Source organism: Amycolatopsis sp. NPDC050768 (genome assembly GCF_040654155.1).
Lineage (GTDB): Bacteria > Actinomycetota > Actinomycetes > Mycobacteriales > Pseudonocardiaceae > Amycolatopsis.
Genome location: NZ_JBFAHL010000001.1, coordinates 208113 through 233622 on the forward strand (window position 1 = coordinate 208113; position 25510 = coordinate 233622).

A 25510-nucleotide genomic window follows, 5' to 3' on the forward strand; every position below is an offset into this window, starting at 1 on the left:
ACCACGGACAGGAGCTCGTTTTGGCGCTGGGGGAACCTCAACCGCTCGTCTCGGTGATCGTGGTGAACTACCGCGGCGCCGAAGACACGATCACCTGCCTTCGCGCGCTGTCGGCCGAGCTGGACTACGAGCACGTCGAGCTGATCTGCGTCGAGAACGCCTCCGGGGGCGACGACGCCGAGCGCATCCGCGCCGCCGTGCCGGACGTGACGCTGATCGAGTCGCCCGTGAACAGCGGCTTCGCCGGGGGCTGCAACCTCGGCGCGAAGCACGCGGGCGGCACCGTCCTCGCCTTCCTCAACAACGACGCCCGCCCAGCGCCCGCGTGGGTCTCCGCGGCCGTCGCGGAGCTGCGGGCGCAGCCGACCGTCGCGGCGGTGGCCAGCAAGGTCGTCGACTGGGACGGCACCGGCACCGACTTCGTCGACGCGGGCCTGACCTGGTTCGGCATGGGCTACAAGCGTCACGCGGGCAGCCCGCTGGCCGACGTGCCCGAGGCGGAGCGCGACGTCGCCAAGGACGTCCTCTTCGGCACCGGCTCGGCGATGTTCGTGCGCGCTTCGGTGTTCGCCGAGCTCGGCGGCTTCGACGAACGATTCTTCATGTTCTACGAGGACGTCGACCTCGGCTGGCGGCTGAACCTGCGCGGCTGGCGCGTGCGCTACGTGCCGGAATCGCTGGCGTATCACCGCCACCACGGCACGATGTCGGCCGTCGACGCACCCGAGACCGGCCGCGAGACCTTCCTGCTGGAACGCAACGCGCTCGCCGCGCTCTACAAGAACCTCTCCGACGAGTCGCTGGCCAAGGCCCTGCCCGCGGCGCTCGCGCTGGCCGTGCGCCGCGCCACCGCCCGCGGCGGGCTGGACCCCGAGCAGCTCAACCTCGAAAAGGGTGTCGGCCCGGTCGAGACGGGCGACCTCGCGGTGCCCCGGACGACGGTCGCGGGCGTGCTGGCCATCGACCGGTTCGTGGAGATGATGCCGTCGCTCGCCGAGTCGCGCGCCGAGGAGCAGGCCGCCCGCGTCCGCACCGACGCCGACCTGCTTCCCTTGCTGCGCAAGGCTTTGGAGCCCGCGTATCCCCTGCCGGACTACCTGCGCGCCCACGACATCCTCGTGGAAGCCTTCGGCATCGAGGCCGTGTTCGGCCAGCGCCGCAAGATCCTCGTGCTCACGGGCGACTCGATCACCGAGCGCATGGCCGGCCCGGCGATCCGCGCGTGGAACATCGCCTCGACGCTCGCGGCCGAGCACGAAGTGCACCTGATGACCACCAACCCGCTGCTCTCGCCACCACCCGCCGCGTTCAAGATCAGCTCGGGCAAGTTCCGCGACCTCGACGCGCCCGTCGAGTGGGCCGACGTGATCATCCTGCAAGGCCACGTCCTGGAACTCGCGCCGACGCTGAAGAAGCAGCACGCGAACAAGATCGTGGTCGCCGACGTCTACGACCCCATGCACCTCGAGCTTCTGGAGCAGGGCAAGGGCGTGGCCGACGACCAGCGCGCCCTCGACCTCGCGGGCGTCACGAAGGTCCTCGACGCACAGCTGGAGCGCGCCGACTTCTTCCTCTGCGCGTCGGAGCGGCAGCGCCACTTCTGGCTGGGCCACCTCGCCGCGCTGGGCCGACTGTCGCCGCGGCTCTACGACGCCGACCCGACCACGCAGTCACTGCTGGCCGTGGTGCCGTTCGGCCTTTCGCCGCAGGAACCCGTGCGCACCGGCCCCGGCCTGCGCGCGTCGCTCGGTCTCGGCGAGTCCGACCGCGTGGTGCTGTGGGCCGGCGGCGTGTACAGCTGGTTCGATCCGCTCACGCTCATCCGCGCGATGGATCTGCTCTGCCAGAACCGGGACGACGCGCGGCTCGTGTTCCTGGGTATGAAGCACCCGAACCCCGAGGTCGCCGAGATGGACATCGGCGCGCGCACGATCCGCCTGGCCGACTCGCTGGGCCTCACCGACAAGCACGTGTTCTTCAACGAGCAGTGGGTCCCGTACGGCGAGCGCCAGAACTGGCTGCTCGACGCCAACTGCGGCGTGACCACGCACTACGAGCACGTCGAGACCACGTTCGCCTTCCGCACGCGCGTGCTCGACTACCTGTGGGCGGGCCTGCCGATCGTCACCACCGACGGCGACGCGTTCGCCGACCTCGTCCGCACCGAGCGGCTCGGAGTCGTCGTGCCGGCCGAGGACGCGGAGGCGCTGGCGGCCGCGCTGGAGAAGTCGCTGTACGACAAGGAGTTCGCGGCCGGCTGCGCCGAGCGGATCGCCGAGGTCGCGCGCCGCTACGCGTGGCCGGAGGCGCTGAAGCCCCTGGTGGAGTTCTGCCGCAACCCGCGGCCCGCCGCCGACCGGCTGCCGGGCACCGCGGACCTCACGACCACCGCCCCGGTTCGCGGCACGGCCCTGGTCCGCCGCGACGTCGACCTCGTCCGCGAGTACCTCGCGCAGGGCGGCGCGAGCGAGCTGGCCCGCCGCGTCGGCGGCCGCGTCGTGAAGGTCGCCCGGCAACGGTTGCGCCGTGGCTGACCGACCGCTGCGCGTGCTGCTCGACGGCACTCCGCTACTCGGCTCCCGCACGGGCATCGGCCGCTACACGGCGGCGTTGAGCGAGGAACTGGCGTCGATGTCCGAAGTGGACCCTCGCGCGGTGGCGTTCACGTTGCGCGGCTGGCGAAAGCTGCGCGGCGTCCTGCCCCACGGCGCGCGGGCGCGCGGCATGCCGGTGCCCGCGCGGCTGTTGCGCCGCGCGTGGCTGCGTTCCGAGCTCCCGCCGGTCGAGCTGTTCGCCGGCCCCACCGACGTCGTCCACGGCACCAACTTCGTCCTCCCCGGCCGCCTGCGCGCCGCCGGCGTGCTGACCATCCACGACCTGGCGTTCCTCGACGAACCCGGTGAGCTCGCGCCGTCCGACCGGGCGTTGCCGGAGCTGGTGCGCCGCGGCGCCCGCCGCGCCGACGTGATCTGCACACCCACCTCGGCCGTCGCCGACTCGGTGGCCGAGCGCCTGGACGTCTCGCGCGACAAGATCGTCGTCACCCCGCTCGGCGTGAACCCGGCGTGGTTCACCGCGCGCCCGCCGGACGACGGTCAGCGGGCGAAGCTTCGCCTGCCCGAGAAGTACCTGCTGTTCGCCGGCGCCGCCGGGCCGCGCAAGGGCCTCGACTGGCTGGCCCGCACGCACGCGTCGGCGCCCGATCTGCCGCCGCTCGTATTCGCCGGGCCGGGCCCGTTCCCGCGGCTGCCGCGCTCCGGGCAGACGGGCTATCTGTCCGATGTGGACCTCAGGACCGTCGTCGCCGGGGCGGCCGCGCTGGTGCTGCCGTCACGCGACGAGGGCTTCGGACTGCCGGTGCTGGAGGCCATGGCGTCCGACATTCCCGTGGTCTGCACGGACATTCCGGCGCTGCGGGAAGTAGCCGGTCCGTGTGCGACGCTCGTGCCCTACGACGACGTCGACGGGTTGGCGACGGCGTTGCGGCAAGCCGTGCTCGATCCGCACGCGACGGCCACGTCCACAGCCCGCCGCACGCACGCCGCCGGCTTCACCTGGCGCAACTGCGCGACGCTGACCGTCGAGGCCTACCGCCGGGCCGCCGGCCGCTGATCCGCTCGTGAGTGGCGCCCGCCGACGGAACCGGCGCGCGCCACTCACGAGTCAGCTCCGGAAGTACTCCGCCAGCGCCTCGCGCCACGGCCGCAACGGCGTCAGCCCCGCCTCGCGCCAGGATGCGTTGGACAGCACCGAATACGCGGGCCGCGGCGCCGGGCGCGGGAACTCTTCGGTCGTGCACGGCCGCACCCGCTCGGGATCCGCGCCGATCTCCTCGAAGATCGCCTTCGCGAACCCGCACCACGTCACCTCGCCCTCGCCGGTGCAGTGCAGCACCCGCGACGACGGACCCTCGCCGGCCGCGATCCGCCCTGCCAGCTCCACCAGCCCACCGGCCAGGTCCGCGGACCACGTCGGCGATCCGACCTGGTCGTCCACCACGGTCAGCTGGTCCTTCTCGCCCTCCAGCCGCTGGATGGTCTTGACGAAGTTGGCCCCGCTCTTGCCGTAGACCCAGCTCGTCCGCACGACCCAGGCCGACGCGCCGGATCCGAGCACCGCGTCCTCGCCGGCCGCCTTGGTCCGCCCGTACGCGCTCTTAGGGCCCAACTCGTCCGTGACCTCGTACGGCCGCGAAGCGTCGCCCGGGAACACGTAGTCCGTGGACACGTGCACCAGCGGCACCCGCCGCGACGAGCACACCGCGGCGAGCACCCGCGGCCCGTCGGCGTTCACGCCGAACGCGCGAACCTCATCCTGCTCGGCCGCGTCGACCGCCGTGTAGGCCGCCGCGTTCACGACCACCGGGGCCGCACCCGAGGCGGCGGCGCGGGAAACCAGGGCGTCGAGTGCCCTCACGACCTCGCCCGCCGAGCGGAGATCCAGCTCCGCCGAAGACGGCGCGACCACCTCCACCTCGGGACCCGCGAGCGCTGCCAGGTCGCGGCCGAGCTGGCCGGAACCGCCGGGGACGAGCAGAGCGAGCCGCACCGTCTTACCTCCACACGAAAAGCTTCGCCGAGCACGAAAAAAGTTCAGGATGTGCCGAGCGCGGCGCGGCCCTTCAGCGGCTCCCACCACGCGCGGTTGTCGGTGTACCAGCGCACCGTACCCGCCAGACCGTCCTCGAAGGACACCCGCGGAGCGTAACCGAGCTCGGAGCTGATCTTGGTGATGTCGACGCTGTAGCGCCGGTCGTGGCCCTTGCGGTCCTCCACGGGCTCCACCCGCTCCCAGCCGACGCCCACCGCGTCGAGCAGCCGGCCGGTGAGCTCGCGGTTGGTGAGCTCCGTGCCACCGCCGATGTTGTAGATCTCGCCGGCGCGCCCGCCGTCGGCGACGAGCTGGATGCCGTGGCAGTGGTCGTCGACGTGGAGCCAGTCGCGCACGTTGAGACCGTCGCCGTAGAGGGGCACTTTCAGCCCGTCGAGGAGGTTGGTGGTGAAGAGCGGGATGACCTTTTCAGGGAACTGGTACGGGCCGTAGTTGTTCGAGCACCGCGTGACGCACACGGGCAGCCCGTGGGTGCGGAAGAACGAGCGCGCGATCAGATCCGACGACGCCTTCGAGGCCGAGTACGGCGAATTCGGCTCCAGCACGTGGTCTTCCGACCACGAACCGTCCGCGATGGACCCGTAGACCTCGTCGGTGGACACGTGCACGAACTTGCCGACGCCCGCCTCCAGCGCGGCCTGCAGCAGCGTCTGGGTGCCCAGCACGTTGGTGAGCACGAAGTCGGCCGAGCCCAGGATCGAACGGTCCACATGCGACTCCGCCGCGAAGTGCACCACCAGGTCGACGCCGCGCATCAGGTCCGAGACCAGGGGGGCGTCGCAGACGTCGCCGCGGACGAACCGCAGGCGGGGGCTGCCGGCGACCGGGTCGAGGTTCGCCTCGTTGCCGGCGTAGGTGAGCTTGTCCAGCACCACGACCTCGGCGTCACGCAGCGTCGGGTAGGCACCCGAAACCACCTGCCGGACGTAGTGCGATCCGATGAACCCTGCACCGCCCGTGACCAGGACTCGCATCCTTCTCCACCCTTCGTGCCCGCTTCTCGTGCCCGACCGGGCAATCCGACCACCAGACTACGGATGACTCACACGAGACTCGGTAGAGTCTCCTGGAGGCACTCTGGTGCCCATCGGGCATGGGTGGGGGAGGAACGCGTGACCGAGTGGCCTGGGTCACCGCTGCCGTCGCAGCGGGTACCGGCAACGCAGGGCCGCGGCGTACTCGTGGTGCTGCGCCGCGGTGGCAAGGTCGTGCTCTCGATGTTCTCGATCGTGGTCCTGGCGCTGACCTGGTACGGCTGGCAGTTCATCGGCGACCCGCAGACCGGATTCACGACCACGCAGATCTTCGACGAGCCCGAGGCGCACGCCAAACCGCTCGACGGCGCCATCGACATCCTCCTCGTGGGTCAGGACAGCCGCACCGACGCGCAGGGCAACCCGCTGCCGCGCGAAGTGCTCGACATGCTCCACGCCGGCATCGCGGACGGTGAAAAGCAGACCGACACGATGATCCTGGTGCACATCCCCCAGAACGGAGAGCACGCGGTCGCCATCTCGTTCCCGCGCGACTCGTGGGTGGAGATCACCGGTGGCTTCGGCAAGCACAAGCTCAACAGCGCGTATGTGTACGCCTACAACGACACGTTCAAGACGCTGCAGAATCAAGGCGACGCCGACCTCAAAAACGTCGACGAGAAGTCCAAGGTGGCCGGTCGCAAGAACCTCGTGGCCACGCTGGAGAAGTTCATCGGCAAGCCGGGCATGATCGACCGCTACGCCGAGGTGAACCTCGCGAGCTTCTACGAGATCACGAAGGCCATCGACGGCGTGGACGTGTGCCTGAACAAGGCCGTGAAGGAGAAGAAGTCCGGCGTGGACCTGCCGGCGGGCCGCCAGAGCATCTCGGGCGTGCAGGCACTCGCGTTCGTGCGCCAGCGCTACGGCCTGCCCAACGGCGACCTCGACCGCATCGCGCGCCAGCAGGCGTTCCTCTCGGGGCTGGCCAACAAGGTCCTCTCCGGCGACGTGCTCACCAACCCGGGCAAGATCGCGCAACTCGTGGCCGCGGTGAAGAAGTCCGTGGTGCTTTCCGAGGGCTGGGACCTCACCGAGTTCGCGGAGCAGATGCGCGGCCTGACGGGCGGCAACGTCGAGTTCCACACCATCCCCACGCAGGGCAACGCGGTGATCGGCGGCGCCGACGTGTTGCGCGTCGATCCGGCCCAGGTGCAGGCGGAGGTCGACCGGCTCACCTCCGACGGCACACCCGACACCCCCACCTCGACGCCCGCCACGCTGCCCGGCGCCGGCGCCGTGACGGTCGAGCTGTTCGACGGCAGCGGCGCCGACGTCGCCACGCAGACCCACACCCTGTTGCAGGGCAAGGGTTTCCAGCTCGCCGGCGACACGAAGCTGTCCACCCGGGCGAGCACGGTGATCCGCTACAACCCGGCCGACGACGCCGCGCTCGCGCTGGTCCGCCAGGCCCTCGGCGGCGACCTCGAGGCCGAGCCGGACTCCGACGTCACCGCCGGGCACGTGCGTGTGCTGCTGGGCAAGGACCGTCGCGGAGCGGGCGCCGGATCGGGGTCGACCCCGACCGTGACGAGCACCCCGACCAAACCCAGCGCGCCGGCCGCACCACCCGCTCCGCCGATTACGGCCGGCGGAGTGCCCTGCGTCAACTAGAGTCGGGCACTCAGCGTGGCGGCCGGGGGCGGCCTCTAGGCTGGGCTATGGGGAGGTACGTGGGGTGGACGAGAACGAGGACAAGCCGGACCGCGCCGAGAGCGCGGAGCCGACAGAGCCGTCGCCGGACGAAGCCGTCGAGCCGGCTGAAGCTGCCGAGACGCCGGACTCGGACACGGACAGTGACGAACTGGCACAGTCTTCCGACTGGAAGCCGTCGCCCTACCCCCGGTTGGACCTGCCGCAGCCGACGGTGCGGACCCCGCGTGTCCGCCCGGGCCGCGCCGGCCGGATCACCCGGCGGATCGCGCTCGGGCTCGTCTCGGTGCTGGCGCTGGGCGCCACCGGTTACGCGTACGTGACGAAGGACCAGCTGCAGAGCAACGTCCCCACCACCGACGTCCTCACCCCCCGCGCGGGGGAACCGCCGGCCCCGCCCGCCGACGACGGCGCCACCGACATCCTCCTCGTCGGCAGCGACGCCCGCACCGACGCGCAGGGCAACCCGCTGCCGCTGAGCATGCTGAAGTCGCTGCGCACCGAGGAGAAGGCGGGGATCAACACCGACACGATCATCCTGCTGCGCTTCCCAAAGGACGGCAGCAAGCCGTCGGGCGTCTCGATCCCGCGGGACAGTTGGGTCGACATCCCGGGCCGCGGCCAGGCGAAGATCAACTCGGCGTACGGCGTGGCGAAGGCCAAGTTCGCCGACGCCGAGCGCGCCAAGGGCGAGCGCGACCAGGCGAAGATCGAGCGCGACTCCGACAGCGAGGGCCGGCGCGTACTGGTCCAGACCGTGCAGGACCTCACGAAGATCCGGGTGGACCACTACGCCGAGATCAACCTGCTGGGCTTCTACCTGCTCACCGAGGCGCTCGGCGGCGTGAAGGTGTGCCTGAACCACTCGACGTCGGACAAGGACTCGGGTGCGGACTTCCGCCGCGGCGTGCAGACGGTGTCGGGCGGCGAGGCGCTGTCGTTCGTGCGCCAGCGCAAGAACCTGCCCCACGGCGACCTCGACCGGATCGTGCGCCAGCAGGCGTTCCTTTCCTCGGCGCTGCACCAGGTGCTGTCGGCGGGCACGCTGACCAGCCCGTCGACGGTGAGCAGCCTCATGGACGCCGTGCACCGCTCGATCACGCTCGACGACGGCCTCGACGTGCTCGACTTCGCGCAGCAGGTGAAAGGCGTGGCGTCCGGCGACCTGAACTTCACGACCGTGCCGGTGATCACGGCCAACGGCCGCAGCGCCGACGGGCAGAGCATCGTCGAGATCGACCCGGCGGCGGTGCGCAAGTTCGTCTCCGGCCTGGTCGGACGCGCGCCCACCGGCGGCGGTGGGGCCGCGGCCGGCGCGCCTGCGCCGCGGCTGCAGTCGGGCATCCCCGGCGTGCCCTGCGTCGACTGAGGCCCCGGCTAGCCTGGGGCGCATGAGTCTGACCGAACAGCTGCTGCGCCCGCTGCTGGCGTCGCCCGCGAAACCGCTGATCACGCACTACGACGACCAGCTCGGCAGCCGCGTCGAGCTGTCGGTGGCGACCACGCTGAACTGGGCCGCGAAGACCGCCAACTGGCTCGTCGACGAGTTCGACGTCGAGCCGGGCGACGACGTCGCCGTGCAGCTGCCCGCCCACTGGCAGACCGCCGGCATCCTGCTCGGCGCCTGGTGGTGCGGCGCCCGCGTGGTCCCCGAGCCCAACGGCGCGCGCGTGGTGTTCATCGGACCGGACGCTTCCGTCGACGCACCGGCCGTCGCCGTGGTCTCCCTCGACCCGATGGGCCGGGGCCTGTCCACTCCCCCGGCGGGCGGCGCCCTCGACTACCTCACCGAGGCGCGGATGTCGGGCGACCAGTTCACACCGATGTCCCCCATCCCCGGGGACACTCCCGCGCTCGGATCGTCCACAGTGGACGGGGTTCTCGCGGAAGCCCGTGCGCGCGCCGAAAAGCTGGGTCTGACCGCCACCGACCGCACCCTGTCCACCTTGGACTGGACTATCCCCGAAGGCGTCCTGGACGGCTTCCTCGTGCCCCTGGCCGCGAGCGCCCACCTCGTCCAGGTCACTCACGCGGACCCGGCGAAGCTCGACCGCAAACGCGACGCCGAACGCACCACCACCTACCTCGGCTGACCGTCAGCGGCGGAAACCCGCTTGACGGCCAACGGTTTCCCCGGGTCGGATGACGTGCCATGACCCCCGGACAACCGCACCCCCTCGACGACGACCTCGTCCGGCGGCTGGTCGCCGGGCAGTTCCCGCGGTGGGCGGCGCTGCCCGTGCGGCGCCATCCCTCGGGCGGCACGGTCAACGCCGTGTACCGGCTCGGCGAGGACTTGGCCGTGCGGCTGCCGCTGCTCGAGAGCGGGGCGAAGGACGTCGCATTGGAACAGGAGTGGCTGCCTCGCCTCGCCCCGAGCCTGCCGACCGCCATTCCGGAGGTGGTCGGGGCCGGCGAGCCCGCCGAGGGGTATCCGTGGCCGTGGTCGGTCTACGGCTGGCGCACGGGCGAGCACCCCGAGGCGGAAGCGCTTGCCAAGCCGCTGGCGCTGGCCGAAGACTTGGCCGGGTTCGTGGCGGCGATGCGGAGCATCACCTTGCCGCGAGCGCAGCGCGCCCACCGCGGCGGACCGCTCACCGAGCTCGATCCGTGGACGCGGGCCGCGATCGGCGAACTCCGTGGCCTGCCGCAGGAGGGCATCGACTGCGACGCCGCGCTCGCCGTGTGGGAGCAGGCGCTGCGCGCGCCGGGCTGGACCGGGGAGCCGGTGTGGCTGCACGCCGATCTCATGCCGGGCAACCTGCTGCTCGAGAACGGCCGGCTGACTTCGGTGATCGACTTCGGCTGCACGGGGACGGGTGATCCGGCCTGCGATCTGTTCCCCGCGTGGAACCTGCTGCCGGCGGGTGCGCGGGAGGTCTTCCGCGAGGCGCTCGGCGTGGACGACGCGACCTGGGCCCGAGGCCGGGCCCGCACGCTTTCCCAGGCGCTGGGCGCCCTGCCGTACTACCGGGAGACGAACGCGGCGATGGCGAACACCGCCCGGCACGTCATCCGGACGGTGCTGGCCGAAGCCCGCTGACGCTGTGGTTACACGGTTTCCAGCTCGGCCATAGGGGTGGTACGGGTACGGGCCTCGCGCTTGCGCCAGAACAGAACGTGGTCCAGGGAAAGCCACCCGCCGTTGAAGCCGAGGGCGAGGGCGGCCAGGCCGAGCACCAGGACGAGCTCGTAACCGCCCGTGCCGGTGAGGCCGTTGGGCGCGTGGACGGAGAGCAGCGCGCCCGCCATGTCCACGACGTAGCCGACGGCGATCAGCGGCAGCAGGAAGCCTGCAACGAACGCGACCGAGCCGAGCACCTCGAGGATGATCACGAAGACCGCCGCGATCGTGGGCAGCGGCACGCCGACCTGGCCGAAGAAGTCCGCGGTGGCGCCGACCCCGCTGTTCCACTTCTGCAGGCCGTGGGCGAAGAACACCACCGCCACGCCAATGCGGCCGAGCAGCAGTGCGACGTCCTTGACTCGAGCGAACATGAAAACTCCTGATCGGTGATCTTCCCACTGCCCCGGCCCACAGTAGGTCGGAGGGCGCCGCCGAAGCCCGCTTCGGCGAGTGATCGACAGGAAACCGACAGGCACCGGAAAATACTCGCTGTACGCGTCCGTCACCGAGCGGTATCGTGCCGACCGCCCTGTTCGAGACGGTGAGGAGACCCCGATGCGCCGACAGTCCGACCGACCCCAGTTCGGCCTGTCCATCGCATCGATGAGGACCTCACCCGTTCATGAAAACCCTCACCCTTGGCATCCTCGCGCACGTCGACGCCGGTAAAACCAGCCTGACCGAGCGCCTGCTCTTCGAGACCGGCGTGATCGGCCACCTCGGCAGCGTCGACTCCGGCGACACCCAGACCGACTCCCTGGAGCTCGAACGCCGCCGCGGAATCACCATCAAATCGGCTGTGGTCGCCGTGACCACGGGCGAGCACCGGCTCACGCTCGTGGACACCCCCGGCCATTCCGACTTCATCGCGGAGGTCGAACGCGCGCTCGGTGTGCTCGACGGCGCCGTGCTCGTGGTGTCCGCAGCCGACGGGGTGCAGGCGCAGACCCGCGTGCTCATGCGGACCCTCACGCGCCTCGGCATCCCCGTGCTCGTGTTCGTGAACAAGATCGACCGCGTGGGCGCGCAGGAAACCGCCCTGCTCGACGCCCTGCGCACGCGGCTTTCCCCGCGTTGCGTCGCGCTCGACACCGTGACCGGACTCGGGACACCGCAGGCGAAACCCGTGCCGCTGCCACCCGGCGACGAGCTGGCCGAGGCGCTGGCGGACGACGACGAGTTCTTGGCGTCCTACGTGGAGGGACGTGATCCGGACTACCACGCGGCCCTGGTCCGCCAGGTCGCGCGCGGAGCCGTGCACCCGGTGGTGTTCGGCTCGGCGATCACCGGCTCGGGCGTGGCCGCGCTCGTCTCGCGCGTGCGGGAGCTCTTCCCGGCAAGGGAACGCACCGAGGCCGGCGAGCTGGCCGCCACCGTGTTCAAGATCGAACGCGGGCGCGCCGGGGAGAAGATCGCGTACGTCCGGGTGCGGTCGGGTTCACTGAGCCCGCGCAGGCGGTTTCCCTTCCACCGCCGCGAAACCGACGGCACGGTCACCGAGCTGACCGGCCGCGCGTCCGCCGTGCGGGTCTACGAACACGGCGCCATCCCGGTCGACGGCACGGCGTGCACCGGCGACGTCGCCCGCGTGTGGGGCCTCAAGGACGTGCGGATCGGCGACCACCTGGGTCTCGCCGGCACCCTGGCCGAGCCCGGATTTTTCGCCCCGCCCAGCCTGGAGACGGTGGTGCGGCCCGTCGACCCGGACGACGCCGTGGCCCTGTACTCGGCGCTGGAACGACTGTCCGAACAGGACCCGTTGATCAGCGTCCGCCGCCACGAACACGAAGTCTCCGTGCGGCTCTACGGCGAAGTCCAGAAAGAGGTGATCCGCTCGACGCTGGCCGAGGACTTCGGCCTGGCCGCGGAGTTCGAGGAGTCCCGCATCCTGCTCGTCGAACGCCTCTGCCGTGCGGGCCACGCCGTGGGCCACCGCGCGCCTGATGAACGCGTGTACTTCTGGGCCACCGTCGGCCTGCGCGTGGAACCCGGCCCGCCCGCCTCTGGCGTCGCATACCGGCGGGGAGTGCACCTCGGCTCACTGCCGCTGGCATTCCACAAGGCCATCGAGGAGACCGTGCACGAGCAGCTGCGCCACCGCCCGCGCCCGGTGATCGACTGCGTGGTGACCTTGACCGACGCCGCGTTTTTCCCGCCGCTCACCACGGCCGGCGACTTCCGGGGCATGACCGCGCTCGTGCTTGCCGAAGCCCTGCGCGCAGCCGTCACCCGCGTGCACGAACCCTTGCACAGCTTCGAAGTCGAGGCCCCGGCGAACGCGGTGAGCGGCGTGCTCCGCAAGCTCGTGGAGCTGCGCGCGGTGCCCGACGAGCCCACGGTCACGGCCACCGGCTGCACCGTCACCGGCACGATCCCGGCCGCGTCCCTGCACGAGTTCGAGCAGGCGTTGCCCACGCTGACGCAGGGCGAGGGGGTGTTCTTCAGTGAGTTCGCCGAATACCGGCCGCGCTGAGCTTCACCGCCGGTGCGCCCACGAGGCCCCGAAACAGTACGCGCCGAACGCCGCGAGTCCTAATGCGACGATCGTGAGCAGCACCGTGCCGAACGGCTGGCCTGCCAACGTCCGCAGCGCCGCGTCGAGGCCACCGGCCGCCCGCGCGTCCGACCGCAGACCGGCGTACCCCAGCAGGACGGCGATCACGGCGAAAACCACGCCTTTCGCCAGGTAACCGCCGGTGCCGAGGCGGGCCACCCAGCGCCTGGTGGCCCGCGGCAGTTCGAAGGTGTCGAGATCCTCCATAAACGACCTCCGCACGCCCTTCACGCCGGCCGCGACGGCCACCGCGGCCACGCAACAAGCCGCCACCACGACGATCGCCGGTCCGGCCGGCAACGAGAGGAGTTTCGCCGTGGCCTCCTGCTGACGCTGGTTGCCCGCGGCCGAACCGGCGCCCACGGCGATCCGGATCGCGCTGTAGCCCAGCGCGAACACCACGATCGCGCGCCCGGCCGCGCCGAGGCGTTTGCGCACCCGTTCGCCGCCGGACACCCACTCGTAGCCGGTCGCGGCCATGAGCACCTGCCACAACCCGAACGCGAGCAGCCCGATCGCGAGCACCCACAGCACCACGAGGCCGAAGGAGTTCGAGCCGATCTCCTGCAGCGCACCGTTCTGGTCCGCAGGTGCGTCGCTCCCACCGCCGAACGCGATGCGCAGCGCGAGGTAGGCGACGATCAGGTGCACCACCCCGTAACAGGCCATGCCGGCGCGGCCGAGTGCTTGCGCGGTCGTGCTGCGGCGGGTGTTGCCGATCGGGATTCTCGTTCTGACTGCGTTCATCCGGGCACCTCCGTGGCCGGAGTGCCCGGGTTTCACCCGCCTGACACGAAAACCGGGGCCGATTGGGCCATTCAGCGCAGTCGGACTGTCCCGAATGGACTCAGGCCGGGCGGCGGCGCACCGAGTCGAGCGCGGCCCAGCCGCCGTGGGTGGCCAGGAGTGTCAGTACCTGCTCAGCGTGTGCGGCGAAGCGCTGCAGATCTTCGTGGAGCTTGGGCGCGCGGTCGGAGTCCAGTGGCGCGAAATCGTCCCACCACAGCCCGATCACGGCGCTCGCGCACAGCGCCAGCGACTGGATGACATGCACGAACTCCTCCGACGGGTCGGCGGAAGTCTCGCGGTACACGGTCTCGATGTCGTCGCACGCGCCGAGCAGTTCGCGCAGCTGGTTGACCGCGTCGGCGGGAGTGCCGTCCCACGCGGCCGTGGGCCAGGCGCGGTCGCTCAGCTCGAGCCACAGGCGCCAGCCGGCGACCAGCTCGGCGTCGTCGCTCGGCTTCCAGGTGTCAGGGACCGGCCAGAACATGTCGACGACTGTGACACTCGGCCGCGGGGCTGCACAACCGGAATGGCACAACGGGACGAAAAGAGTTCGCGTTTGTACCTAATTCTGGAATCCTCGTTACGTGCTGATCCGCGACGCGACGAGCCGAGACTGGCCCGCCATCTGGCCGTTCCTGCACGACATCGCCGCCGCCGGCGAGACCTACGCCCTGCCCCGCGACCTGGGCGAACAGGCCGCGCGCGACCTCTGGCTGATGTCCCCGCCCGGCCGCACCGTTGTCGCTGGGAACGATTCCGACGCCATTCTCGGCTCGGCGAAGATGGGGCCGAACCGCGAAGGACCAGGCTCGCACATCGCGACCGCGAGCTTTATGGTCGCGCCCGCTTCCGCCGGTCGAGGCGTCGGCCGCGCGCTCGGCACACACATGCTGGAGTGGGCGCGCGCCGAGGGCTACCGTGGGGTGCAGTTCAACGCCGTGGTCGAAACCAACACCCGCGCGGTCGCCCTGGGGGAATCACTCGGCTTCACCGTGATCGGCACGGTGCCCGGGGCTTTCCACCACCCGGTGCGCGGGTACGTGGGGCTGCACGTGATGTACCAGTCGCTCAGCTGATCACCGGGGGCACGAACACGCACTTCGGGGTCTGCGCGTGCGCCGGGTCGAGCGCGTTGAGCACCTCGCGCTCGGCGATCGGGTCGTACGGAATGCCCAGGTGGTCGGTGAAGTCGGCCGAGCAGACGTCCTGCAACACGATGTTCTTGACGTTCGAAGCCGGCTTGAGGAACGCGTTGGTGTAGGGCGTGACCACGTCGTCGTACTTGGTCTGAATCACGGTGTAGTCGATGCCGGGCACCGTGTCGCCGCCGGCGTTGAGGTCGGTCAGGAACGCCGAACCGGTGGACTGCTCGTTGCACGACGCGCACGCGAGGCCCACGAGATCGCGCACCGGCGGGATGGCCTGCAGCGTGCTGAGCAGGCCGAACAAGCTCGTGCCGTAGTTCGACGGCGACAGGCCGATGAGCTTGCCGATCTTCGAGGCGCCGCCGAGGTACTTGATCCAGTAACGCGGGTTCATGCCGCCCTGGGAGTGCCCGACGACGTCCAGCTTCGCGGCCCCGGTGGCCGCGAGGACCTTGTCCCCGAACGCCGCGAGCTGCGCGGCCGTGCCCGCGACCGGGCCGACGGTCTGCAAGAAGCTGCCCGGCGAGCCGCCGAAGTTTCCGGCGAACACGCAGTAACCGTGGTCGGCGAGCACCTTCGAGAGGTTGGCCCAGTTCTCGTATGCGTTGGCCGTGGTGCCGTTGGACAGCAGCACCGGATTGGGGTGTTCGGCCGACGGCTTGCAGTTCCAGTCGTTGGCGCCGGGCGGGGCGATCGTCGGCTGCACCACGGAGTACAGCGCGGCCGAGATGATGTTCGGCTGGACCGGACCGGTCGCCTCCTTCACCGCCGCGTCCGCGGTGCCGGTACTCAGGGCGACTGCTCCCACTGCCGCCACGAGAACCACTACCCGACGCCCGAACGCGCGCACACCCATCCGCTCCACCTCTCTGTGAACCGATGGTGACCCCAGTCACCTGATCAGTTAACGCGTTGCGAGAGGAACGGAAACTCCTCCGAGTGGGTTACTTGCCCGCAGCGTGGGCTTCGAGGAATTTCTTCAGGTGCGGGTACACGTCCGACGCGTGGGTGAGGCTGAGGAAGTGCGCGCCGCTCACGATCGTGACCAGCGGTTCGGCGTTGGGCAGCGCGGCCACTAGCGACTCGGCGCGCGCCATCGGGTACTCGTTGTCGCCGCTGCCGTGCAGCACGAGCACCGGCAGCTGGATCTCGCCCGCGCGTTCGAGCACGCTGTCGCGGCTGACGAGCGTCTCCATGATCCGCTGGAACTTCTCCCCCGGGACCTCGAGCCACTTCGTTTTCCACGCGGACGCTTCGTAGTCGCCGAGGCAGAAGACGGCAACGCCATCGACCAGTGGCTCCGGCCCGGCTTCGAGCCAGGCGGCGATCAGGTGCCGGTAGACCGTGGCGGTGCCTTCGGCTTCCTTCTCGGCGGACGTGCCGAGCACGGCCATCGCGGTCACGCGCTCGGGCTGGAGCAAAGCCATGCGCAGGGCGATGAACCCGCCCTGGCTCGTGCCGATCACGGCGGCCCGCTCGATGCCGAGGTGGTCCAGCACGCCGAAGGCGTCGCGGGCGACGTCCCAGTAGTCGAAGTCCGCGTCGGCCGGAGTGCCGCCGTGGCCGCGTTCGTCGATCGCGATGAGCCGGTAGTCCGCGCCGAAGGACTGGACCTGTGGCTCCCACATGTCGATGTCCATCAGGAAGCTGTGCAGCAGCAGGACAGCGGGGCCATCACCGCCGTAGTCGACGAAATGCACCTGCTGCCCACCGTTGACAGTCACCGTCGCCATCCGACACCTCCGCGTTGGGGATCAGCATGGCACATGTCTCACATGCGCCCGGATCGGGCAAGAGGCAGGGAAATCCTCCCCCGAATGCCCGACGGTGCCGCGGTTTCGCCGGTGCCGCGCGGATCAGTTCACGGCGGTGTGCGCGGCGAGGAAACCCTTGAGGTGCGGGTTGACGTCGGCGGCGTGGGTGAGGCTGAGGAAGTGCGCGCCGTCCGCGATCGTGACCAGCGGCTTCGCGTTCGGCAGGCCGTTGACGAGCTCTTCCGCCTTCTCGACGGGGTAGGCGCGGTCGGCTGTGCCGTGCAGGACCAGCACCGGGGTCTGGATCTCGCCGAGGCGGTCGAGGAGGCTGTCGCGGCCGGCGAGGACGCCGATCAGCAGGCCGGCTTGCTCGCCCTGGTAGTGCTCGCGCCACTTGGCCTTCCACGCCGTGGCGTCGAAGCTGTCGCCGAAGCAGATGGCGGCGACGCCGTCGATCACGCCGTCGGGGCCGTTCTGCGCCCACACGTCGCCGAGCTGCCGGTAGACGGCGGCGACCTCGTCGGGCTCGGCGGCGGCCGACGTGCCGAGCACGGCCAGCGCGGTCACACGCTCGGGCTGGAGCAAAGCCATGCGCAGGCCGACGAACCCGCCCTGGCTGGTGCCGATCACGGCGGCGCGGTCGAAGCCGAGGTGGTCGAGCACCGCGAGCGCGTCGCGGGCGACGTCCCAGTAGTCGAACGGCCCGTCGGCCGGGGTCTCGCCGTGGCCGCGCTCGTCGATCGCGATCAGCCGGTGGTCGCCGCGCAACGCCTCGACCTGCGGGAGCCACATGTCGACGTCCATCAGGAAGCTGTGCAGCAGCACGACGGCCGGGCCGTCGCCACCGTGGTCGACGTAGTGGACCTGTTGCCCACCGTTCACGGTCACCGTGGCCACACCGCACCTCCGCATTGAGACAGACAGACGTTTTGTCTCACGTTCAGGGTGTTTTGGCAAGCGGAGTCGGCCATACTGCGCGGATGGCCGGCCCTCCCTCCACCGACGACGTCGTCCGCGCGGCGACCGAGGCGTACCTGCGCGGCCGGACGATCGACATGTCGGCACTCGCGGCCGAGCTCGGCTTGAGCCGCGCGACGCTGTACCGCCGCGTCGGCAACCACGAGCAGCTGCTCGGGCGCGTGCTAGCCGACAGCACCGAACGCACCTACCTCGCGATCGAGGCCGGCGTGACCGGTCCCCCGGGCCTCGCGCGGACGCTGGTGGTAGTCGAGCTGTTCATGCGCACCGTCGTCACGCTCGCGCCGCTGAATGACCTCGCCCGGCGCGACCCCGTGCTGTTCGCGAAGGTGATCATGTCACCCGGCGAGGTCGAGTCCCGGGCGGCCCGCCTGTTCACCGAGCTGCTCGACCGCAACGGCCTGCGCTTCGACGCGCCGACGGCGGCCGTCGCGCAGGCCGTGATCCGCATCGGCGACTCGTTCATGTACTCCCAGCTCCTCGGGGGCGAGCCGCGGCTCGACGACGCCGTACAGGTCATCGGGCTGCTGCTCGCCACCGCGAAGTGACCTTCCGCGGCTCGGTGATCAGCGCCGGCGCAGGCGCTTGTCGAGGATCGCCGGCGTGGGGTTGATGTAGAAGTCGCCCGAGTGCACGTCGACCCCCGGCGGCACGATCTCGTCGATGCGGTCGAGCACGTCGTCGCTCAGCTCCACGTCTGCGCCGGCCAGCAAGTCGGTGAGGTGCTCGGGCCGGCGCGGGCCGATCAGCACCGACGTGACGGCCGGATGGGCGCGCACGAACGCGATCGCCAGGTGCGGCACGGAGATCCCCGTGTCGGCGGCGAGCTTGGTCAGCTCCGCGACGGCGTCGGCCTTCGCCTGGACGCCCGGCCGCGAGAGGTCGAACATCTGCGCGCCGCGGCCGGCGTTGCGGTGCCCGGCCGTCGGGTCGGCGCGGCCGGAGAGCCAGCCGGAGTTGAGCGGGCCGAAGGTGAGCACGCCCATGCCGTAGCGCTGCGCGGTCGGCAACACACGCTGCTCGATGCCACGCGTGAGGATCGAGTACGGCGGCTGCTCGGTGCGGAAGCGCTGGTGGCCACGGCGTTCGGCCGTCCACTGCGCTTCCACGGTCTCCTCCGGCGAGAAGAACGAGCTGCCGATCGCCCGCACCTTGCCCTCCCGCACGAGGTCCGACAGCGCGCCGAGCGTCTCGTCGATGTCGGTGTCCGGGTCGGGCCGGTGCAGTTGGTACAGGTCCACGTAGTCGGTGCCGAGGCGGCGCAGGCTGTTCTCCAGCGCCCGCTTGACCCAGCGCGGTGAGCCGCCGCGCTGGTTCGGGTCCTCACCCATGGGGAGGCCGAACTTGGTCGCCAGCACCACGCCCTCGCGCCGACCCGCGAGCGCCTTGCCGACGATCTCCTCCGACTCCCCGGTCGAGTAGACGTCGGCCGTGTCGAGGAAGTTGATGCCGGCGTCGATCGCCGCGTGGATCATGCGGACCGACTCGTCGTGGTCGGTGTTGCCCATGGCGCCGAACATCATCGTGCCGAGCGCGTACTCGCTCACGGATATGCCGGTGCCGCCGAGAATGCGTCGTTTCATGGTTCCCACGCAACCACCCTTCGCACCCGAGGTGAGAGGACTCCCTCTACCGGGGGTCCAGCAGACCCCCTCTCGAGGCGGACATCGGCCTTACGCTGGGTCGCATGAGCGAGCAACTCCGGGACTTCCTGCGCTCGCGCCGAGCGAAGATCACCCCCGCCGACGCGGGCCTCACCCCGCACCCCGGCCCCCGGCGCGTGCCCGGCCTCCGCCGCGAGGAGGTCGCGCAGCTCGCGGGCGTGAGCGTGGACTACTACGTCCGCCTCGAACGCGGCCGCAACCTCAACGTCTCCGAGTCCGTCCTCGACGCCATCTCCCGAGCCCTGCAGCTCAACGACCTCGAGCGCACCCACCTGTTCACCCTCGCCAAGCCCACGCGCTCACGGCCGCGGCCCCTGCCGCCCCAGCGCGTCCGCCCGGGCCTGCAGCTCGTGCTCGACAGCCTCCACCACGTGCCGGCCATCGTGCTCGGCCGCCGCATGGACGTGCTCGCCGCCAACCGCCTCGCCAACGCCCTCTACTCCGACTTCGGCGCCCTCCCTCCTCGCTCCCGCAACATGGCCCGGCTCATCTTTCTCGACGACACCGTCCGCGGCCTCTACACCGACTGGGAAGGCGCCGCCCGCGGCGTCGTCGCCACCCTCCACCTGTATGCGGGCCGCTACCCCCACGACCCGGCGCTCGCGGAGCTCATCGGCGAACTCTCCCTTGGCGACCAGGACTTCCGCCGCTGGTGGGCCGACCACGACGTCTTCGAACGCACCCACGGCGTCAAGCACTACCACCACCCGCTCGTCGGCGAGCTGACGCTGGGCTACGAAGCCATGACCCCCGTCGACGACCCCGAACAAACCCTCGGCATCACGACCGTCGAGCCGGGCTCCCCTTCCGAGGAACGCCTGCGCCTCCTGGCGAGCTGGACCTCACCGGCCACAGTGGACGGTTAGCTTTCGCTCGAGTATTCGTCCTTGAACCCCTCCTCTCCCAGTGCTGTGACAAGACGCGCCCGCAACGCCTCCCGCACCTCGGCGTCATCGGGATCGAGCACCTGACCCCGCTCCCGCAACGCCCTGTCCACTTCCGCCAGCAACCGGACGGCCCCCGCGGCGTCTCCATCCCTCTCCGCCAGCACGGCACTCGCGAGTTCGCCGTACGGCACCAGGTCACCGACGCCGCTCTCCCTCGCGTACCGCCGAACTCCCTCGAACAACTCCCGAGCCCGCCCGGCGGCGCCGGACTCCAGCTCGACGTACCCGAGGTTCAGCTGCTCCCAGACCACGAGATCAGCCAGCCCCGCCTCCTCCCGCAACGCGATGCTCCGCGCGAACAACTCCCGCGCTTCCGCCAGCTCGCCCCTCATCCGCGCGACTGCCGCCAGCACATGCACCGGCCCCCGCTCCAACGCCGAGTCATCGCTCCGGCGCGCGACCTCGAGCGCCTCCACGGCCAACTCCCGGCACCCGGCCAAGTCCCCACCCCGCACGGCAACCCTGGCCAACATGCACAGCGCATCAACCTCGCCGGCAGCGTCGCCCTCGGCCTTCGCCCGCCCGAGCTCCGCGCGACTCAACCGCTCGACAGCGTCGGTCTCTCCTCGCCGAAACGCAGCGAACGCCTGTTCCGCAAACGCCATCCCACTCCCTTCCGACCCAGCGACCGACGCACCGAACGCTCCCTCGTCACGCCGCTTCCCGCAACGGCACCTCGATCAACTCCGCCGCAGCAACCAGCTGCGCGGCAAGCTCGCGCGCCCCGGCCCCGTCGACCTCGACATCGGCCCAGCAGTCCCGGTTCTCGACGTGCACCAGCACCGTCTGCCGCTCGGTGGTCTCGGTCCGCCAGGCCGTCGCGGAGACGATCGGCGGCTCGGCGCCGTCGGACACCATCCCGCGCACGTCCGGCGCACCTGCATCACACGCTTGCCGCTCCTCGTCCTGGTACCGGCACCACTCCGCGTGCCGATACGGCCGAGCCGCCCATCCCCTACCGACCAGGTCTTCGTCATCACCACTCCTCATTCGGTGCTCCTCGTGCAGCACGGTGCTCCATCAGCACCGCTGTCACCCAGAGTGCCTCAAGCGGCGCTGCACGTCAAGCACTACACTGCTCCTCGTGCAGGATTACCCGGAACCACCGCGCGAAGCTCCCGGCGACGCCATCGGCGCCCAAGCCGAGCGCACCTTCGCCCTGAACATGCGCGCGCTACGAGAAGAGCTGGGCGTGTCCCAAGCGGGCCTCGCGAAGAAGCTGGAACGGGTAGGAATCCAGCTCGACAGCACAGCCATCACCCGCATCGAAAAACACGCCGACGGCACCACCGGGCGGACAATTCGCCTCAGCGAAGCCGTCGCCATCGCGAAGGTCCTCAACACTTCGCTCGCGAACATGGTCCTGCCCGCGCGCTCGAGCCTGTTCGAACAACTGTCCCACGCGGCAGAAGAACTGGAATCCGCAACCGACGCCGCCGACACAGCCAATCGCCACCGCGACGACGCCGAGGAAAAAGTCCGCACGCTGCAAAGCCGCTTCGTCGAGCGGGAAGTCCCCAGCCTGCACGAGATCCTGCGCTACACCGCGCGAGACCTGCACCGTCTGGCCGACACCTGGAGCGAGCAGCGGGATTCGTTCAAACAACAGCGGATCAACCTGGCGAAGAACGCCGACGCGACCGATCCCGAAACCGAGTCAAGGCTGCTGCAACTCGAGGAAAAAGAACTGATCTGCCTCGACATCCTCTACCGCATCGAAGATGCCGTCAAGATCCGCGCCGGGTGGCGACGGCAATAAAAAAGCCCGCGCACCCGGAAAAGGTGCGCGGGCCGAACGACAAGAACCTCAGCCCTTGAGCAGAGCCCGAGCCATCACCATGCGCTGGATCTGGTTCGTGCCTTCGTAGATCTGCGTGATCTTCGCGTCGCGCATCATGCGCTCGACCGGGAAGTCGCGGGTGTAGCCGGCGCCGCCGAACAGCTGGACGGCATCGGTGGTCACGGACATCGCGATGTCGGACGCGTAGGCCTTCGCGGCCGACGCCATGAAGCCCGCGCGCTTGTCGCCGCGCTCGGAGGCGGCGGCGGAGGCGTAGACGAGGTGGCGGGCGGCCTCGATCTTCGTGCCCATGTCGGCGATCATGAACTGCACGCCCTGGAAATCGCCGATCGCCTTGCCGAACTGCTTGCGGTCCTTGACGTACGCGATCGCGGCGTCCAGAGCACCCTGGGCGATGCCCAGCGCCTGCGCGCCGATGGTCGGGCGCGTGTGGTCGAGCGTCTTCAGCGCGGTCTTGAGGCCCGTGCCCGGCTCGCCGATGATGCGCTCGGCCGGGATCGTGCAGTTCTCGAAGTAGATCTCGCGCGTCGGCGAACCCTTGATGCCGAGCTTGCGCTCCTTCGGCCCCACGGAGAAGCCCGGGTCGTCCTTGTGCACGACAAACGCGGAAATGCCGTTGGACTTCTTCTCCGCGTCCGGATCGGTCACGACCATCACCGTGTACCACGAAGATTCACCCGCGTTGGTGATCCACGCCTTGGTGCCGTTGAGCACCCAGTGATCACCGTCGAGCTTCGCCCGTGCGCGCATCGACGCGGTGTCCGAGCCGGCTTCGCGCTCCGACAGCGCGTACGACGCCATCGCCTCGCCCCGCGCAATCGAGGGCAGCACGATCTTCTTCAGCTCTTCCGAGGCCGACAGGATGATCGGCTGCGTGCCGAGCTTGTTCACCGCCGGGATCAGCGACGCCGACGCGTCGACCCGCGCGACCTCCTCGATCACGATGCAGGCGCCCACGGCGTCGGCACCCTGGCCGTCGTACTCCTCGCCGATGTGCACGGCGTTGAAGCCCGACTTGGTCAGCGCCTCCAGCGCCTCGGTCGGGAACCGCTCGTTCTCGTCGACCTCGGCCGCGTACGGCGCGATCTCCTTCTCGGCCAGAGCCCGGACCGCGGCCCGCAGCTCCTCGTGCTCCTCGGCAAGCTGGTACAGGCCCTCGGCCACTTCCGTCACCTTCTCTGCAGCAATGGGGAGAGTTCTGTCGATGTTAGCGCTCGTTCACGCCGGGCGCTCCGCTCGTTCTTGTGTCCTTGGCCGCACTCTTCGTAAGGTCGGGTGATGGCCATCACCGCGTCGACGCCGCCGCCCGGATTGCCCGCTTCCCTCACTTACCCCGATGTTCCGGTGGGTTCGATACTCGCCGGTGCCGCCGCCCGCTTCGGTGATCGCACCGCGTTCGCGATGGGCGACGACAGCCTCACCTTCACCGAAACGTACGCAGGCGCGTGCAAGTTCGCCAACGCGCTGCTCGCCCGCGGCATCGGCCACGGCGACGTGGTCGCGATCCACCTGCCCAACTGCCTCGCCTATCCCGTCGCCTACTACGGCACCCTGCTCGCCGGCGCCACCTTCAGCCCGACGAACCCGCTGCTCCCGCCCGACGACCTGGCCTTCCAGCTCACCGACTGCGAGGCCGCCGCGGTGGTCACGTTCGGGCCGGTCGCGGGCACCGTCGCGGCCGTCGCGGACCGGATCCCGGCGCGGCTGACGATCGTGGTCGCGCCGAGTGCGCCGGCTTGGTCCGACGCCGTCGTCGAGTTCAAGCAGTTCTTCGCCGAAGCGCCGGCCACCCGGCCCGACGTGGCCATCGACGTCCACCACGACCTCGCCCACCTCGCCTACACCGGCGGCACGACCGGCCGGTCGAAGGGCGTGGAGCTCACGCACCGCAACATCGTGGCGAACACGCTGCAGAGCGCGTGCTGGAGCAGCGGCTCCATCCCGGCGCTGGATACCCACGGTGACGTGATCCTCGACCAGATCGGCAGCGCGGACGAGTGGGTCGGACGCCTCGGCACCGGCGTCGCGATCAACCTGACGCCCTGGTTCCACGCGATGGGCGTGATCGCCGGCCTCAACGCCGCGCTGCTCAGCGGTTCCCAGACCGTGCTGCACGCGCGCTTCGACCCGGCCGCGTACGTCTCCGACGCCGAACGCCTGCGCGTCACGTCCCTCGGCGGCGCGCCCGCATTGTTCGCCGCGCTGCTGGCGACGCCCGCGTTCCACACGGCCGACCTGTCGTCCGTGCGCAGCATCGGCTCCGGCGCGGCGCCGATGAACCACGAGATGATCCGCGCGCTCCACGAGCGCTTCCCCGGCATCGTGATCGCCGAGGGCTACGGCCTCACCGAGATGACGATGGGCGCGGTGATCTCGCCGTCGTACCGCTCCGGCGTGCGCAAGGTGGGCTCCGTCGGCGGGCCGATCTTCGACACGGAGGTGAAGATCGTCGGCCTCGACGAGGACCCGCTGCCCGCCGGCGTTGAGGGCGAAGTCTGCCTGCGCGGGCCACAGATGATGCGCGGCTACCGCAACCGGCCGGACGAAACGGCCGCGGCGCTCGTTGACGGCTGGCTGCACACGGGCGACATCGGCGTGCTCGACGAGGACGGCTACCTGTCCATTGTGGACCGCAAGAAGGACATGCTGTTGTACAAGGGATACAACGTCTTCCCGCGCGAGCTGGAGGAATTGCTCATCGCATTGCCGGGAGTCGCGACGGCCGCCGTGGTCGGCCGCCCGCAGGCCGACGTCGGCGAGCTGCCCGTCGCGTTCGTGGTGGGGCAGCCGGATGCGGACCTGAACGCCGAGGGGCTGATCGCCGCGGTGAACGAGAAGGTGGTGCCGTACAAGCGGATCCGGGAGCTGTACTTCGTCGACGAGATCCCGGTGTCGGCGGCGGGGAAGGTGCTGAAGCGGGAGCTTCGGAAGCAGCTGCCCTGACCTACTGGCCGGCCTTCTCCCGCAGCGCCGCGTCCTTCTCCAGCACCAGCGCCTCCAGGCTCGACTGGAATTCCGCCAGCTTCGACTGCAGCTGCAGGTCCGAAGCCGCCAGGATGCGCACGGCGAGGAGGCCGGCGTTGCGCGCGCCGCCGACGGAGACTGTGGCGACGGGGATGCCGGCGGGCATCTGGACGATGGAGAGCAGCGAGTCGAGGCCGTCGAGGTACTTCAGCGGGACCGGCACGCCGATGACGGGCAGCACGGTGGCGGAGGCGACCATGCCGGGCAGGTGGGCGGCACCGCCGGCGCCGGCGATGATGGCGCGCAGGCCGCGGGAGGCGGCGGACGTGGCGTAGTCCAGCATGCGCTGCGGGGTGCGGTGGGCGGAGTAGACGCCGACCTCGTACTCCACGCCGAACTCCGCCAGGGCCTGACCGGCGGCCTCCATGACGGGCCAGTCGGAGTCGCTGCCCATGATCACGCCCACCTGCGGCGCCATATGTGTTCCCT

25 protein-coding genes are annotated in these 25510 nt (G+C 70.4%); 12 read left to right on the plus strand and 13 right to left on the minus strand.

Annotated features, from left to right (window positions below; genetic code table 11):
* Window positions 1-20: 20 nt before the first annotated feature.
* Entirely contained in the window at window positions 21-2534 is a 2514-nt protein-coding gene (locus AB0H62_RS01035) for a glycosyltransferase (RefSeq protein ID WP_360583371.1), read from the plus strand.
* Window positions 2527-3612 carry a glycosyltransferase family 1 protein gene (locus AB0H62_RS01040; protein ID WP_360583373.1) on the plus strand — a complete coding sequence of 362 codons (1086 nt, stop codon included), beginning with the start codon at window positions 2527-2529 and terminating at the stop codon, window positions 3610-3612. Before AB0H62_RS01035 ends, AB0H62_RS01040 begins: the two co-directional genes overlap by 8 nt.
* A 51-nt stretch (window positions 3613-3663) precedes the next feature.
* On the opposite strand, the gene rfbD is transcribed toward AB0H62_RS01040, so the two are convergent.
* Window positions 3664-4548 (minus strand): dTDP-4-dehydrorhamnose reductase, encoded by an 885-nt coding sequence (gene rfbD / locus AB0H62_RS01045; RefSeq protein ID WP_360583375.1) that lies wholly within the window; start codon window positions 4546-4548, stop codon window positions 3664-3666.
* 44 nt (window positions 4549-4592) lie between these two features.
* Complete coding sequence (gene rfbB / locus AB0H62_RS01050; RefSeq protein WP_360583377.1) at window positions 4593-5585, minus strand: dTDP-glucose 4,6-dehydratase; 993 nt, start codon at window positions 5583-5585, stop codon at window positions 4593-4595.
* Window positions 5586-5723: 138 nt separating this feature from the next.
* Between rfbB and AB0H62_RS01055 the strand changes: the two genes are divergently transcribed.
* The 4 genes from AB0H62_RS01055 (at window position 5724) to AB0H62_RS01070 (ending at window position 10341) form a co-directional block, all read left to right on the plus strand.
* Window positions 5724-7259 (plus strand): LCP family protein, encoded by a 1536-nt coding sequence (locus tag AB0H62_RS01055; RefSeq protein ID WP_360583379.1) that lies wholly within the window; start codon window positions 5724-5726, stop codon window positions 7257-7259.
* A 64-nt stretch (window positions 7260-7323) separates the two neighbouring features.
* A complete protein-coding gene (locus AB0H62_RS01060; protein ID WP_360583381.1) occupies window positions 7324-8667 on the plus strand; it encodes an LCP family protein in 1344 nt (447 codons plus the stop codon).
* A gap of 22 nt (window positions 8668-8689) precedes the next feature.
* Complete coding sequence (locus tag AB0H62_RS01065) at window positions 8690-9391, plus strand: TIGR03089 family protein (protein WP_360583383.1); 702 nt, start codon at window positions 8690-8692, stop codon at window positions 9389-9391.
* A gap of 59 nt (window positions 9392-9450) precedes the next feature.
* The gene (locus AB0H62_RS01070; protein WP_360583385.1) at window positions 9451-10341 is read left to right on the plus strand and encodes an aminoglycoside phosphotransferase family protein; all 891 of its coding nucleotides are present in this window, start codon (window positions 9451-9453) and stop codon (window positions 10339-10341) included.
* An 8-nt stretch (window positions 10342-10349) separates the two neighbouring features.
* On the opposite strand, the gene AB0H62_RS01075 is transcribed toward AB0H62_RS01070, so the two are convergent.
* Window positions 10350-10796, minus strand: coding sequence for a DoxX family protein (locus AB0H62_RS01075; RefSeq protein WP_360583387.1), 447 nt, complete (start codon window positions 10794-10796; stop codon window positions 10350-10352).
* 251 nt (window positions 10797-11047) lie between these two features.
* Here AB0H62_RS01075 and AB0H62_RS01080 point away from each other — a divergent pair, with 251 nt between their 5' ends.
* Complete coding sequence (locus AB0H62_RS01080) at window positions 11048-12898, plus strand: translation factor GTPase family protein (protein ID WP_360583389.1); 1851 nt, start codon at window positions 11048-11050, stop codon at window positions 12896-12898.
* A 3-nt stretch (window positions 12899-12901) separates the two neighbouring features.
* On the opposite strand, the gene AB0H62_RS01085 is transcribed toward AB0H62_RS01080, so the two are convergent.
* On the minus strand, window positions 12902-13726 hold the full coding sequence (locus tag AB0H62_RS01085) for a DUF1206 domain-containing protein (RefSeq protein ID WP_360583391.1): 825 nt from the start codon (window positions 13724-13726) through the stop codon (window positions 12902-12904).
* Window positions 13727-13826: 100 nt separating this feature from the next.
* Window positions 13827-14252 carry a hypothetical protein gene (locus AB0H62_RS01090; RefSeq protein ID WP_220246358.1) on the minus strand — a complete coding sequence of 142 codons (426 nt, stop codon included), beginning with the start codon at window positions 14250-14252 and terminating at the stop codon, window positions 13827-13829.
* Between the two features lie 100 nt (window positions 14253-14352).
* On the opposite strand from AB0H62_RS01090, the gene AB0H62_RS01095 reads away from it, so the two are divergent.
* A complete protein-coding gene (locus tag AB0H62_RS01095) occupies window positions 14353-14844 on the plus strand; it encodes a GNAT family N-acetyltransferase (RefSeq protein WP_360583393.1) in 492 nt (163 codons plus the stop codon).
* Here the strand turns inward: AB0H62_RS01095 and AB0H62_RS01100 are convergent.
* The 3 genes from AB0H62_RS01100 to AB0H62_RS01110 form a co-directional block, all read right to left on the minus strand.
* Window positions 14837-15721, minus strand: coding sequence for an alpha/beta fold hydrolase (locus AB0H62_RS01100; RefSeq protein WP_360583395.1), 885 nt, complete (start codon window positions 15719-15721; stop codon window positions 14837-14839). The genes AB0H62_RS01095 and AB0H62_RS01100 overlap by 8 nt on opposite strands.
* 136 nt (window positions 15722-15857) lie before the next feature.
* Window positions 15858-16646 carry an alpha/beta hydrolase gene (locus AB0H62_RS01105; protein WP_360583397.1) on the minus strand — a complete coding sequence of 263 codons (789 nt, stop codon included), beginning with the start codon at window positions 16644-16646 and terminating at the stop codon, window positions 15858-15860.
* 123 nt (window positions 16647-16769) lie between these two features.
* Complete coding sequence (locus AB0H62_RS01110) at window positions 16770-17564, minus strand: alpha/beta hydrolase (RefSeq protein ID WP_360583399.1); 795 nt, start codon at window positions 17562-17564, stop codon at window positions 16770-16772.
* Between the two features lie 83 nt (window positions 17565-17647).
* On the opposite strand from AB0H62_RS01110, the gene AB0H62_RS01115 reads away from it, so the two are divergent.
* Window positions 17648-18193 (plus strand): QsdR family transcriptional regulator, encoded by a 546-nt coding sequence (locus AB0H62_RS01115; protein WP_360583401.1) that lies wholly within the window; start codon window positions 17648-17650, stop codon window positions 18191-18193.
* An 18-nt stretch (window positions 18194-18211) separates the two neighbouring features.
* On the opposite strand, the gene AB0H62_RS01120 is transcribed toward AB0H62_RS01115, so the two are convergent.
* Window positions 18212-19228, minus strand: a complete 1017-nt coding sequence (locus tag AB0H62_RS01120) for an aldo/keto reductase (protein WP_220246352.1) — start codon at window positions 19226-19228, stop codon at window positions 18212-18214.
* Window positions 19229-19332: 104 nt separating this feature from the next.
* Here AB0H62_RS01120 and AB0H62_RS01125 point away from each other — a divergent pair, with 104 nt between their 5' ends.
* A complete protein-coding gene (locus AB0H62_RS01125) occupies window positions 19333-20175 on the plus strand; it encodes a helix-turn-helix transcriptional regulator (RefSeq protein WP_354871140.1) in 843 nt (280 codons plus the stop codon).
* Here the strand turns inward: AB0H62_RS01125 and AB0H62_RS01130 are convergent.
* Window positions 20172-20861: a hypothetical protein gene (locus AB0H62_RS01130; protein WP_360583403.1), complete on the minus strand. Its 690-nt coding sequence runs from the start codon at window positions 20859-20861 to the stop codon at window positions 20172-20174. The genes AB0H62_RS01125 and AB0H62_RS01130 overlap by 4 nt on opposite strands.
* A 46-nt stretch (window positions 20862-20907) precedes the next feature.
* Window positions 20908-21246, minus strand: coding sequence for a hypothetical protein (locus tag AB0H62_RS01135; RefSeq protein WP_360583405.1), 339 nt, complete (start codon window positions 21244-21246; stop codon window positions 20908-20910).
* A gap of 94 nt (window positions 21247-21340) precedes the next feature.
* Here AB0H62_RS01135 and AB0H62_RS01140 point away from each other — a divergent pair, with 94 nt between their 5' ends.
* On the plus strand, window positions 21341-22015 hold the full coding sequence (locus tag AB0H62_RS01140; RefSeq protein WP_360583407.1) for a helix-turn-helix transcriptional regulator: 675 nt from the start codon (window positions 21341-21343) through the stop codon (window positions 22013-22015).
* 48 nt (window positions 22016-22063) lie between these two features.
* On the opposite strand, the gene AB0H62_RS01145 is transcribed toward AB0H62_RS01140, so the two are convergent.
* Window positions 22064-23230 carry an acyl-CoA dehydrogenase family protein gene (locus AB0H62_RS01145; RefSeq protein ID WP_220246347.1) on the minus strand — a complete coding sequence of 389 codons (1167 nt, stop codon included), beginning with the start codon at window positions 23228-23230 and terminating at the stop codon, window positions 22064-22066.
* 105 nt (window positions 23231-23335) lie between these two features.
* Here AB0H62_RS01145 and AB0H62_RS01150 point away from each other — a divergent pair, with 105 nt between their 5' ends.
* Window positions 23336-25000, plus strand: coding sequence for an AMP-binding protein (locus tag AB0H62_RS01150; protein WP_360583409.1), 1665 nt, complete (start codon window positions 23336-23338; stop codon window positions 24998-25000).
* A 1-nt stretch (window position 25001) separates the two neighbouring features.
* On the opposite strand, the gene purE is transcribed toward AB0H62_RS01150, so the two are convergent.
* The gene (purE, locus tag AB0H62_RS01155) at window positions 25002-25499 is read right to left on the minus strand and encodes a 5-(carboxyamino)imidazole ribonucleotide mutase (RefSeq protein ID WP_220246345.1); all 498 of its coding nucleotides are present in this window, start codon (window positions 25497-25499) and stop codon (window positions 25002-25004) included.
* Window positions 25500-25510: the final 11 nt, after the last annotated feature.

Coding starts and splice junctions, on each gene's coding strand:
- rfbB (WP_360583377.1), bottom strand. CDS start 5,585: ATGCGAGTCCTGGTCACGGGCGGTGCAGGGTTCATCGGATCGCACTAC.
- AB0H62_RS01065 (WP_360583383.1), top strand. CDS start 8,690: ATGAGTCTGACCGAACAGCTGCTGCGCCCGCTGCTGGCGTCGCCCGCG.
- AB0H62_RS01070 (WP_360583385.1), top strand. CDS start 9,451: ATGACCCCCGGACAACCGCACCCCCTCGACGACGACCTCGTCCGGCGG.
- AB0H62_RS01075 (WP_360583387.1), bottom strand. CDS start 10,796: ATGTTCGCTCGAGTCAAGGACGTCGCACTGCTGCTCGGCCGCATTGGC.
- AB0H62_RS01080 (WP_360583389.1), top strand. CDS start 11,048: ATGAAAACCCTCACCCTTGGCATCCTCGCGCACGTCGACGCCGGTAAA.
- AB0H62_RS01085 (WP_360583391.1), bottom strand. CDS start 13,726: ATGAACGCAGTCAGAACGAGAATCCCGATCGGCAACACCCGCCGCAGC.
- AB0H62_RS01090 (WP_220246358.1), bottom strand. CDS start 14,252: ATGTTCTGGCCGGTCCCTGACACCTGGAAGCCGAGCGACGACGCCGAG.
- AB0H62_RS01105 (WP_360583397.1), bottom strand. CDS start 16,646: ATGGCGACGGTGACTGTCAACGGTGGGCAGCAGGTGCATTTCGTCGAC.
- AB0H62_RS01115 (WP_360583401.1), top strand. CDS start 17,648: ATGGCCGGCCCTCCCTCCACCGACGACGTCGTCCGCGCGGCGACCGAG.
- AB0H62_RS01120 (WP_220246352.1), bottom strand. CDS start 19,228: ATGAAACGACGCATTCTCGGCGGCACCGGCATATCCGTGAGCGAGTAC.
- AB0H62_RS01125 (WP_354871140.1), top strand. CDS start 19,333: ATGAGCGAGCAACTCCGGGACTTCCTGCGCTCGCGCCGAGCGAAGATC.
- AB0H62_RS01130 (WP_360583403.1), bottom strand. CDS start 20,861: ATGGCGTTTGCGGAACAGGCGTTCGCTGCGTTTCGGCGAGGAGAGACC.
- AB0H62_RS01135 (WP_360583405.1), bottom strand. CDS start 21,246: ATGAGGAGTGGTGATGACGAAGACCTGGTCGGTAGGGGATGGGCGGCT.
- AB0H62_RS01150 (WP_360583409.1), top strand. CDS start 23,336: ATGGCCATCACCGCGTCGACGCCGCCGCCCGGATTGCCCGCTTCCCTC.
- purE (WP_220246345.1), bottom strand. CDS start 25,499: ATGGCGCCGCAGGTGGGCGTGATCATGGGCAGCGACTCCGACTGGCCC.